General features: G+C 59.0%; 11 protein-coding genes and 1 pseudogene. 4 read left to right on the top strand and 8 right to left on the bottom strand.

The window, feature by feature from the left end; translation table 11 throughout:
- Nucleotides 1–240: 240 nt before the first annotated feature.
- Entirely contained in the window at nucleotides 241–615 is a 375-nt protein-coding gene (locus B5V03_RS32310; RefSeq protein WP_129274445.1) for a response regulator transcription factor, read from the top strand.
- Between the two features lie 323 nt (nucleotides 616–938).
- The gene (locus B5V03_RS32305; protein WP_164988434.1) at nucleotides 939–2,306 is read left to right on the top strand and encodes a sensor histidine kinase; all 1,368 of its coding nucleotides are present in this window, start codon (nucleotides 939–941) and stop codon (nucleotides 2,304–2,306) included.
- Nucleotides 2,307–2,601: 295 nt separating this feature from the next.
- On the opposite strand, the gene B5V03_RS32300 is transcribed toward B5V03_RS32305, so the two are convergent.
- The 6 genes and pseudogenes from B5V03_RS32300 to B5V03_RS42820 all read right to left on the bottom strand — a co-directional run bounded on the left by B5V03_RS32300 (nucleotide 2,602) and on the right by B5V03_RS42820 (nucleotide 7,217).
- Nucleotides 2,602–3,723 carry a TQO small subunit DoxD gene (locus tag B5V03_RS32300; RefSeq protein ID WP_129274433.1) on the bottom strand — a complete coding sequence of 374 codons (1,122 nt, stop codon included), beginning with the start codon at nucleotides 3,721–3,723 and terminating at the stop codon, nucleotides 2,602–2,604.
- A 20-nt stretch (nucleotides 3,724–3,743) separates the two neighbouring features.
- A complete protein-coding gene (locus tag B5V03_RS32295) occupies nucleotides 3,744–4,721 on the bottom strand; it encodes a substrate-binding domain-containing protein (protein WP_129274432.1) in 978 nt (325 codons plus the stop codon).
- 9 nt (nucleotides 4,722–4,730) lie between these two features.
- Nucleotides 4,731–5,513, bottom strand: coding sequence for a transcriptional initiation protein Tat (locus B5V03_RS32290; protein WP_129274431.1), 783 nt, complete (start codon nucleotides 5,511–5,513; stop codon nucleotides 4,731–4,733).
- A gap of 311 nt (nucleotides 5,514–5,824) precedes the next feature.
- Nucleotides 5,825–6,247: an efflux RND transporter permease subunit gene (locus tag B5V03_RS42830; protein ID WP_283811557.1), complete on the bottom strand. Its 423-nt coding sequence runs from the start codon at nucleotides 6,245–6,247 to the stop codon at nucleotides 5,825–5,827.
- Nucleotides 6,244–6,939 (bottom strand): annotated as a pseudogene (locus B5V03_RS42825) (efflux RND transporter permease subunit). The gene B5V03_RS42830 and the pseudogene B5V03_RS42825 overlap by 4 nt, the downstream one beginning before the upstream one ends.
- Nucleotides 6,940–6,962: 23 nt before the next feature.
- Entirely contained in the window at nucleotides 6,963–7,217 is a 255-nt protein-coding gene (locus tag B5V03_RS42820) for an efflux RND transporter permease subunit (RefSeq protein ID WP_283811553.1), read from the bottom strand.
- Between B5V03_RS42820 and B5V03_RS42565 the strand changes: the two genes are divergently transcribed.
- Nucleotides 7,217–7,567, top strand: a complete 351-nt coding sequence (locus B5V03_RS42565; protein WP_283811552.1) for an ABC transporter substrate binding protein — start codon at nucleotides 7,217–7,219, stop codon at nucleotides 7,565–7,567. The genes B5V03_RS42820 and B5V03_RS42565 overlap by 1 nt on opposite strands.
- A 186-nt stretch (nucleotides 7,568–7,753) precedes the next feature.
- On the opposite strand, the gene B5V03_RS42560 is transcribed toward B5V03_RS42565, so the two are convergent.
- Entirely contained in the window at nucleotides 7,754–8,140 is a 387-nt protein-coding gene (locus B5V03_RS42560) for a hypothetical protein (protein WP_245502398.1), read from the bottom strand.
- Between the two features lie 549 nt (nucleotides 8,141–8,689).
- Nucleotides 8,690–9,556: a hypothetical protein gene (locus B5V03_RS32275; RefSeq protein ID WP_129274430.1), complete on the bottom strand. Its 867-nt coding sequence runs from the start codon at nucleotides 9,554–9,556 to the stop codon at nucleotides 8,690–8,692.
- A 165-nt stretch (nucleotides 9,557–9,721) separates the two neighbouring features.
- On the opposite strand from B5V03_RS32275, the gene B5V03_RS32270 reads away from it, so the two are divergent.
- Nucleotides 9,722–10,411, top strand: coding sequence for a tetratricopeptide repeat protein (locus tag B5V03_RS32270; RefSeq protein ID WP_245502397.1), 690 nt, complete (start codon nucleotides 9,722–9,724; stop codon nucleotides 10,409–10,411).
- Nucleotides 10,412–10,471: the final 60 nt, after the last annotated feature.

Here is a 10,471-nt window from a genome sequence, read left to right as displayed (position 1 = left end):
ACGAAAAGCGGAAACTCTCGGAGTTCGTCGCGCCAAGCCTTAGTGCTTGTCCGGCGAGGACTGGGCAACAAACCTCAAGACCTTCAGTGCTTCAAGACCGAATGCGCCTGATTGGGCTACCAGGTACTCGCGCGGACAAACCTAAGTATGATTTCAGAATCCGGATTGGCGGCCCATTCTTAGATCTGGGCGGTGCCACGGAGAGCGTCCTGCTCCCGCGCCTGGAAGGTCGTCTTGTCAATGCTTTCGATGATTTCAGTTGTTGACGACGATGAACTCGTCCGTGAAGCAACTGACAATCTACTCAGTTCAGAAGGATACCTCGTCCACACATTTGCGTCGGCCGAAGAGTTCCTGCAGTCACCCCAGGTGAACGACTGCGCATGCGTGGTTGCGGATGTGCAGATGACCGGCATGAGCGGGGTGGACCTCCTCATCCATATGCGCGCGCAAGGGCACAGTACGCCGTTCGTTTTCATTACGGCGTTTCCCGAAGACAGAGTGCGGGACCAGGCGCGGAAGGCCGGAGCCATTGGCTTCCTGGCTAAGCCCTTTACGGCGCCCGACTTGATCAAGCATGTCGAGGCCGCCATCGGTGGCGGGGATGCCGGCTAAGATCACAGGCGCCGGTTCATGATCTTGATGCGGCCCGCGCCGGCGCGTCGCCCCGTGTTCAGCAAAAACGAAGGTATGGGGCCTCGCAAACCAAGACGCCAGTCGGAACAACCTCCGTAGGATCGAGCCGCTTGCGCTGTTCGGGCTAGGCTGGCGCCCGCAGTTGGAATCAAGAATGCGCCAGACGGCGTCCGAGACGAGCGAAAGCGAAGGATGCATCCATGTCGACGGAGTCGTGCGAGCTCGTTTCGAGGCTTCGCAGCTGCCGCCCAGGCCGAGCAGAACAGTGGAGCATCTTTGCGATCTTTCGGCGAGACGAAGTGATGCAATTGCTCGAGTTTTTGCGATCTAACAGGCTGCGATGGACCGTATTGGTGACCGGCATCTTTGCGGCATTTACCGTTGCACTGCTCGGGTTCGTCTACTTGAGGACGAAGCATGACTTGACGTTGCGATCCGACCGAACCATCGCCTCGCAGATAGGAATTCTCGTTGCCTTGCCAGCCGGTCGGAGGCTCGACGCAATCAACGAGGGCCTGCGGTACGATCCAGGCCGTGTCCGGATCATCGGATTATTTGGGGCGCACGGCGACAGGATCGCAGGCAATATGCAAAGGCAGCCAGCCAATATCGAGATCGACGGCACGGCACGAAACGTGGCGGTCGACAGCATAGACGGATTTGGTCGGGAGCAGCAAGCCTCGCGGCTGATCGCCCGAACGCTGCCCGATGGCAATGTTTTGCTGGTCGGACGCGATGCGGACGAAATCGAGGAGATTGCACGGGTCGTTGGGAGAGCGCTCGGGCTGGGGCTATTTCCCGCGGTGTTCCTTTGCATTGCTGTCGGCGTGGCGCTGAGCGCGCGCGCCCGAAAGCGTATCGTAGAGGTCAACGAGCGAGTGCAGCGCATCGTCGCTGGTAATCTGCGGGAGCGGCTCCCGCTTGGGAGCAGCGATGATCCCTTTTCGCAGCTTGCGATGATCGTCAATGGCATGCTCGATGAGATGGAGAGTCTTATCGAGTCACTTGCAGGCGTCGGTCGGGACATCGCGCACGATTTGCGTACGCCCCTTACCCGTGCGCGTCTGATGCTCGAGCGCGGTCGCAGCAACGCCATGACACTGGAGCAGTTGCAGGCAGTCGCGGACAAGACGACCGACGCTCTCGATCAGTCGCTATCAATCATCACCGCCATCCTGCGTCTTGCGGAAATCGAAATTAATCAGAGATCGGCCGCCTTCGGCCACGTGGCACTTGCAGATATCATAAGGGAAGTAGGCGACATGTATGAGCCGATAGCGGAAGATCGGGGAATTAGCCTGGTCGTCCAATCGCCAGACGAACTGAATGTTCATGGAGACCGCGATCTTTTGATCGAGGCGGTCGCCAATCTGGTCGACAACGCCGTTAAATTTACGCCGGCCGGCGGCCGAGTGGAGATCGGATTGGTACGTAGTCACGACGAGGCCATCGTCTGCGTCAAGGATACCGGATCGGGCATAACCGAACACGAGCGTGGCGCTGTCTTGAGGCGCTTCTATCGGTCGGACAGGATAAGCACGCCGGGCCTGGGCCTCGGCCTGAACTTGGTTGCAGCAATCGTGAAGCTGCACGGATTCCGATTCACCATCCACCCAGGAGCTGGTTGCATCGTCGAGATCGCTTGCCCTTACGCTCCGATGGTAACGTGAGACAGAGTCCGGCGAAAGCTGTCTGTCAGTCTGCTAGACTTGCTGAGGCGATACCTTCGTGCCAGCCGCAATACGCCGCATGCCAAACAGCAGGCCATCGCGCGTTCAGAAGTCACGCTGCGACGCAGTTTCTTCATGAGGTTGCACGTCTCCCTCGCTGAACAGATGGTTAGTAGTGTTTTCGATAAGTACAGATCGGATTGCGTGATCGTCGCCCCTCGCTGCTGCCACCCCATCAGTGTTTTCGTCGATGACATAGCGAACAGACTGGGTGTGCATTGTGGCCTGCTAATCACTAGAATTGGTTGGTAGCTGCCCGACCGAGCCTCGCCGAGAAGGTTCGTCCGTCGACGTCTGTGAGCCGGAGCGATCCCGCCCGAAGAGCGGCCTCAGAGGCAGGCGGGGGCAATGTCACCGACGCGGCCGCTCCCATCGACGCCCGGATCCCGAAGGGGCCAGGCGCGAATTTGTTGTAGGCGTAATCGTTGGCGAACGCAGCGTCTGGCAAGGCCGAGAGGGCGGCGGCATCGTAATGCGCGATCGGCTGATTGCCCGCGTCGAACAGATCGGCTGCAACGACATGCACCGGCGCTTCCGGCGTGCCGGCATCGAGATAGACGTGAAAACGGACAGAGCCATCAGGCAAAAACCTGGCATCGCTAACGGTAAGATGATGCTTCGTCGGGCTGACAGGCCCGCTATGGAATGGCGTCACCACCGAGCCGCGATAATAGCTATAGGTGCCGATGTCGAACACCAGGACAAAGCCAAGTACGGCGAGTGCCAGATTGCGGAGCGCGATGTCTTGGATCGGCAACGGCAGGCTTCCGGCCGTCCAGCGAAACCAGCGTTTCTCTGTGAGCGCGGGATTGCGCCGGATCAGGACGTTGTCGATGGAGTAAGCGCCGCTGCCCCCTAGCAGCAGTGTTGCGCCCATCGCGAGATTGCAGGCGGCCATTGTCCATTCGTCGATGCAGGTCGCGCCCTGCCAGCCGAACATCGCCATCAGCAGCACCGAAAACCCTATCGACACCAAGGCCGCCGCGCGGGTCAGGAGTCCCGCCACCAGCATCGCGCCGACGATCAGTTCGGCGGCACTGAACAGGATCACGCCGGCATAGAGCAGCCAGAAGTGATGCAGCATGAAGCTGATCAGATGACCGGTCCCGAACAGCGCCCCGGGCATTGCGGTCTGAAACTTGTTTGCCATCCAGGTGGGCGCGTCCGGATTGAGCTTCGAGGGCGCGTAGATGAAGCGCCGGGATCCACCGCCCCAGTAGATGAAGCCCTGGATGACGCGTACCGACAGCATGGCAAGCGACGCCGTTCGCCATGAGCGCTGCGCGTCCGTCAGGTCCGCCGCCTTGTCGACCGAAGGCGCGATGTTGGAAGCAGGTGTGAGGGACAGAGTGGCCATGAGTGCGTCTCCTTGTTCGATTAGCCCGCCGATGTGCCCGTGAACGGCTTGAATCCGTAGCGCTCGAAGATCGAGAGCGCCGCGGGCGAGCGGACGAACGAAAGCCAGAGCTGCGCCGCCTCCGGGTGCAGTGCGTTCCGCACTTTGGCGCCGGCATAGATCGCCGTTGTGTTCTGCGCCGCCGGGATGTCGACATGGGCAATTGGATTGCTGACCTGCTCCTGGAAGGCTGCTTCCGATTGCCAGGTCACGCCCGCCTGCGCGCGCCTCTGCATCAGGAAGAGCGGCGTTTGCCGGTGATGGATCTGGGTCAGAAATGTGCCGCCATCGGCGACTTTGGTTTTGTATACAGTCGTCGCCAATGCTTCGCCGCCCGCCCTCTTCAATGAGGCTTCGATCTGGCGGGCGATACCTTCGAATTCAGGATTGGGCATCACGACATGAAGATCGGGCCGCGCCAGATCGGAGAGAGTCTTGACGGCGCCGGGATTGCCGGTCGGCACCATGATCGCAAGGGAATTGGTCACGTAGGGAACCGCTGGGCCTGTCAACAGGCCCCGATCGATGAGACTTTGGACCTTCTTGAGCCCCGCAAGATAGGCGTCCGGCTTCGCCGTCCAGGTCATGTTGCCGGAGGTAACGGTCCCGCCAACCTCGATCTGCTTTTCGAGGAGGCCGGGCGGTAGAGTTTCCCAATAGATCCTGCCTTTGAACTCGGGATGTTGTTGCTCAAACGCCGCGACCAGCGGCGCCATGGCGAAGAAGTAATTGCCGCCGACATACAGCACGAGCTTCGGGTCGGATACGTCGCCATGGAAATCAGCGAGATCGTCCACCTGCGGAACCGTAAAGGAAAGCCCGCGTTTCGCGGCGTCGTTGTTCTCCCCGTGTTGCCAGGGAGGAAAGATGGAGCCGTGCTGGACCCGTTCTGCGGCCTGTGCGGCGAGCGGCAGAAGCAGGGCGGCGGCAAGTGCGGTGGCGAGGACTGCTTTGTGCATTTGATCTGCTCACGCGGCGTAGTGGAAGCCGGCCTGCTGCAGTTCCGGAATGGTCGCAACTATTCCGGGGGTCAGCACGACCCCATCGACGAGATGGTTGGTCAGCTCGGCGGCCACCGCCTCGTGCGCGGCATGATCCGGATTCTTGCCGGAGGCGATCAGCTTTGCCGTCACTTCCCAGATCGCGTTATGGCAAGCCAGGAACACGACGCCGCGCTCCTGCAGCGCAGGGATGGTGTCGCCGACGGGACCGAACACGCTATCGGGATCCTCACTCCGCGCGAAAGCACTCGGGGCGGGTTTCGGCATCGCCAGCGTGTTCGTCTTGAATCGGTCGCCGGTCAGGGTCGCGAGTTCAAACTTCTCCCAGATCACATGGTCGAACAACGCGAGGTGCGCCGTACCATGCGTGGCGGAGACGGCCAGAAAGTCCTTGTGTCCGAAGGAAAAGATCTGCGCATTAATCGAGTTGCGCATCAAGTTGAGCCAAGGACCCGCCAGATTGGTATTGTCCCACACCTGCTTGTGCGCGCCGTGATAGGCGATGATCTCCTTGAGCGCTTCGTTGTCCCAGAAATCGGATTGTTGAAGAATCATCGGCACCGTCGTGAAATCGCGCCGGCGCGGCGCGCGGCGCAGCCGGTTCATCAAACCGCCGAGCTCTTGGCCGCCGGGCGGGATGATCTGCGCCGTCGTGGCGGCATGCGAGGAACCGGCTGCAAGCGCAGCGGTCCCGACTGCCAACGCGCCTAAGCTGACAAGAGCGGTACGACGTGAGTCATCGAACGTCATTCAGTATCTCCTCAAATGGCTTCCCGGTGAACCAATCGACGTTGCTCGAAAGGTCCCCTTGCTGCAAATGAGGTAGGAGCGTCACGATAACACACCAACGCAATCTTCAGATCGATCCAATCACGAAATCTGATGACTACGATGCGATTGAGCGACTGACGACTAGCTTCCACTAGCGGGAAGAAGCTATGCGTGAGCTGGTCGCTGAGCATTGGCCTCGCTACTGGACCGTGGTGTTGCCCGACTGCTCGCTTCCAACCTTTGCGACAGTCCACCACTCACCGCTATTGCAGGATAGGCGTTGCTCTCGCTTATTCGGCAGGCGCCGGATGGACGTCGCGTGATATCGCTTGATCGCGTCGCGTACCAAAGATCCAATTCTGCAGCCGGTCAAGGTAGAGGTAGACGATGGGCGTGGTGTACAAGGTGAGGATCTGCGACAGAGCGAGACCACCGACGATCGCGTAGCCGAGCGGTTGACGGATCTCCGATCCAACGCCGGTGCCGACCATCATCGGCACGGCCCCAAGGAGCGCTGCCATCGTTGTCATCAGGATTGGTCGAAAGCGCTTGATACAGGCCTGGTAGATCGCTTCTTCCGGCGTCAGACCTTCGGCTTGTTCGGCCTGGATGGCGAATTCGACCAGCATGATGCCGTTCTTCTTGACGATGCCGATGAGCAGAATGATCCCGACCACCGCAATCACGCTCAGGTCGAAATGCACGGCCATCAGGAGCAGCTGCGCCCCGACACCTGCGGAAGGGAGTGTCGAGATGATGGTGATCGGGTGAAGATGAGGCTTTCATAGAGCACGCCGAGGATGAGGTAGATCACGAACAGCGACGCTGCGATCAGGATAGGCGTGCTGTTCAGCGAGGCACCGAACGCCTGGGCATTGCCCTGGAAACTCGTCTGCAGCGACAGCGGCGGATGCAGCTGCTTTTCGATGGATTGTATGCCGCTCACCGCATCGCCGATTGCGGCTCCCGGCGCCAAATTGAACGAGATCGTCACGGAGGGGAACTGCCCCTAGTGATTGACGACAAGCGGCGCGACCTTCACGACGGAATCGACCAGCGTCGATAGCGGCACCTGCTGACCGCTTGATGACTTGATGTAGATGCCAGTGAGAGCTTCAGGCCCGTACTGAAACTTGGGATTGACCTCGAGAACGACGTGGTATTGCTGAAGCGTCGTGTACATGGTCGAGACGATGCGCTGGCCAAAAGCGTCGTCGAGCGTGTTGTCGATCGTGTAGGACAGGATGCCGTAGGACGAGGCGACCTCGCGCTTGATCGTGATATCGAGCAGTGGTCCCGCATTGAGCTGGCCGGTCGTGACGTCCGCTACCGTGGGCAGCGTCTTGATCTTGTCGAGGAACACACCCGCCCCGTGGTTGAGCTCGCCGGCGTCAGCGTCGTTCATGGTGTACTGGAACTGGGTCTTGTTCAGTCGCGCGCCGACCTGATGTCCTGCGCGGGCTGCATGTAAAGAGTGATACCCTGGATCTTGGCGAGGTTGGTTCGCAATCGTCCAATCACCTTGTCGATCGGGTCGCGCTCATCGGCCGACTTGAGCTGAATGAACACGCGGCCGTCATTGACGGTGGAGGTACCTCCGCCGGCGCCGACGGCCGAGCCAATGGATGCCACTGCGGGGTCACGCATGACCGCATCAAGCATGGCCTGCTGGCGCTCGGCCATTGCCTGGAACGAAATGTCCTGGGCAGCTTCCGATTGGCCCAAGATCAGGTGGTCTGGCTGACCTTCCCAGATGGGCGGAAGAAGCTGTCTCAGCACAACCTGCCGTGATTGTTGCTCCGGCAACGCACGAAGCGGTCGCGCTAAGTAAGGCGACGTCTCACATTCCTATAATCTGTCCTGCGCTTGCCGACGCGGTTCATTTAGGTTTGATTCAAAGCGAGGCGCGACTGGGACGGAATATCACCGGTATCGAGCCGTACATTTCCGGGTTGCCCGCAAAGCAAATTGAGCTCGCGCGAGAAAGTGGTGTCTGGAGCCAAAAAGATCGGCCTTCTCACAAACGATGCTGATCCAAAAGGCCCGCCGCAAGCTCGCGAAGTTGGCGCTGCGACCAGCGATCTCGGATTGACGCTCGTTCCGGCAAACGCGAACCAACCGAGCGAGATTGGGGTTGCCCTTGAGAGCTAGCAACGGAAAAAGTGGATGTAGTCATTGTATTGCAGACGAATTTGTTGCTTCTCCGAAGATTTTTGATCTCAGATATTGCACTCGAGCAGGAACTGCCAACAATCTACGGATACCGAGAGAACGTAGTCGCCGGGGGCCTTGCGAGCTACGGTGTAAATCTTAGCTGGTGCTATAGTCGCGCCGCGTACTTCGCGGACCGGATACTTACCCGAGTGAAAATTCTTCAGATCGAGGGCATAGTCGACCACTTGGTCGAGCGCCGCAGCATCGAACTCGCGCGCGCCGGCCTTGAACTCAACAACAAAGACGATTCCGGCGGCCGTCACCACCAGATCAGCACGCTTGCCCATCCGTGGGATGGAAAATCCAAAAGCGGTCCAGCCGTCGAGCCCGTCTAACTGGGACTGAACGATACGGATTTGCTCGATCCACGCATTGCGCTGCAGCGCATCCAATGCGATCTGGTTGTTTTTGGCAAGATGTCCAAGGATAGACTCAGCACTTTGATCGACTAGATCCTTGATCCAGCTAGTAGAATGATCCGTTCATAGTGGGAGCTATCAGCCTCCCATATTACCCACGGGACCCTATTTCATCAGATTGCATCGATCTAGTCATGATGTCAGGAGCCCTGGTCTCCCTGAATACGTAATCCGAAGGCTCGTGCCTCGAACCGAGTTTGCCCCAATTGCTGGGCAAGCAACGAAGGCTGGTATCCTGCTCGACGTCGAGACAACGGGTTTCACCGGCATTACTTGGCCATCTGTGCTGCAAGATGCCAGCGCTACAGCTGTCGCGCGCTTCGGCGGCGCATTCATTGGTCAGACCTTCGCTCCCCAGAGAACGGACTGGATGCGCAGAGAGCGAATGACAGGCGAGGTCTCTTTCCGGCCGAACGCTCGTGAGTGGGTAAGCGGAATGCTTGCGAATTGCCTTGAGGAGAGCTGTGCGCCCCCGCCGGGCAGTTGCGCGATGCGCTTGAAAGCTCAGCGACGGCGCCAATTTTAGAAGCCTCGAACGCGTATGTTCTTCAGCTGAAGCTGTTGTATAACGACATCAAGGCGCTTCTTGGCGTCGGCGCTTACTCCGCCACCAGGCTTGGTCACGTATCTTTTTTGGTACCTGAACGACTCTGCTGGAGCCTTCGGCGCTTCGTCCGTGGCGGCAGGCTCATTAGCGGGCTTGGCTTCAGCTGGCTTGGGCGCCACCGGCACTCTCTCGTAAGTCACGAGGCGAGCTGGCGGAGTGATGCCAGCATCCGCCAACGCAATCTCCAGAGTGTTCACCGTCTTGCGACCTACAGCCAGACCCGTCTTGCCTGAAACCCTCGTGAACGTGAAGCCAGGAGTAATGCCTGCGGTAAGGTCAAGGTCGAACTCGAGCGTGTATCCGATGGCTTTATCCTTGTCCTTGAAGAGCGCGCCCTCTTGCGTCTTCAACGAGAGAGTCCGGTTGACCCACTCGTGCAGACCCAGCGAGTCTTCAAGTTGATTTTTAGGTGCTACTGGACAAGCATCGGCAAAAGCAAGCAGCTCGTAAACCGGGAAATAAATGTTTACGAGAGATGTTTGAACAGACTTTCCGGTGACACCGGCACCAATGTCTAACCCATAGGTGCCGGTGTTAAATGGACCCACAAGGCTGGTACTCGGTACTACGGAGCCGGTTTGATCGACCTCAAGAGTAAGGGTTATCACGCCTGCCCAGGACTCTAGAGGCGGATTATCCGCGAGCGCCCGGCCAAGCTCGCACTTCACGCGGTCCACCACGCGGTTTATCGAGATGCCATCATTTCGCTCGGTTGGAGGGATGATTGCACACCCGCCCAAAGCAGCAGCGCTGACTATAGTTACCAGCGATCGATAGCTCATAGATTTTGGCCCCCACCAATAAGCATTCAACGACCAAGGGTGGAGTGTCAAGTAGGAGCACACCGACCAGATGAGCGCTGATAACAGGTACATTATACTGTCTATTTGCGCGGATTGGCTAGACACTATCAAATTGACAACAGCCGGCAGGCGATTGAGGACGCATTGCGGCTATTCAACACCGCGACTGAACTCGATCCTAACTTTGCGGCCGCGTATGGCCGTGCTGCCTCTTGCTACGCATATAGTAAAGGCATTGGTTGGTTCTCAGGCACGGCGGAAGAGATTGTCGAAGTAACACGACTCGTCAAACGCGCGGTCGAGTTGGGCAAAGATGACGCGATCGCGCTCAGTGCGAGCGGATGGGCTTGCGCCTATATCGTTGGCGATTTCGAGCAAGGGGCCGCCCTGATCGACCGTGCACTTTTGCTGAATGTCAATTTGGCTGAGGCATGGCACTTCAGCGGTTGGGTGAAAAATTGGCTCGGCGAGCCGGTACCGGCGGTCAAATGCTTCGCGCGCGCCATGCGTCTGAACCCATTGGATTCGAGGATGGCGGGCATGCGAACCGGGACCGCGTATGCGCATTTCCTGCTAGGCCGGTATGACGAGGCGGCATCGTGGGCGGCACTGGCGTTGCAATACAATCCGGAATTTCCGGCTGGATTGCGCGTCGCCGCCGCGAGCAACGCGATGGCCGGCCGCATGGAACAGGCACGCAAGGCAATAGCTCGGCTCCGGCGAGTTCATCCCACGCTGCGCGTGTCAATCATACGGCACCTGGTGCCTCATCGACGGACCGAAGACCTTGCGCGATATGAAGAAGGGCTAAGGAAAGCCGGACTGCCAGAGTAAGCCGGTTCACTTGTGCAAACGGGGTGATCGAGCGCGAAGCGCTTGTCGGCTGTTAGGGGT

The organism is Bradyrhizobium betae (assembly GCF_004123905.1).
GTDB lineage: Bacteria > Pseudomonadota > Alphaproteobacteria > Rhizobiales > Xanthobacteraceae > Bradyrhizobium > Bradyrhizobium betae_A.
Note: the sequence above shows the minus strand (reverse complement) of the source record. Positions and strands in the feature narration are given on the sequence as shown.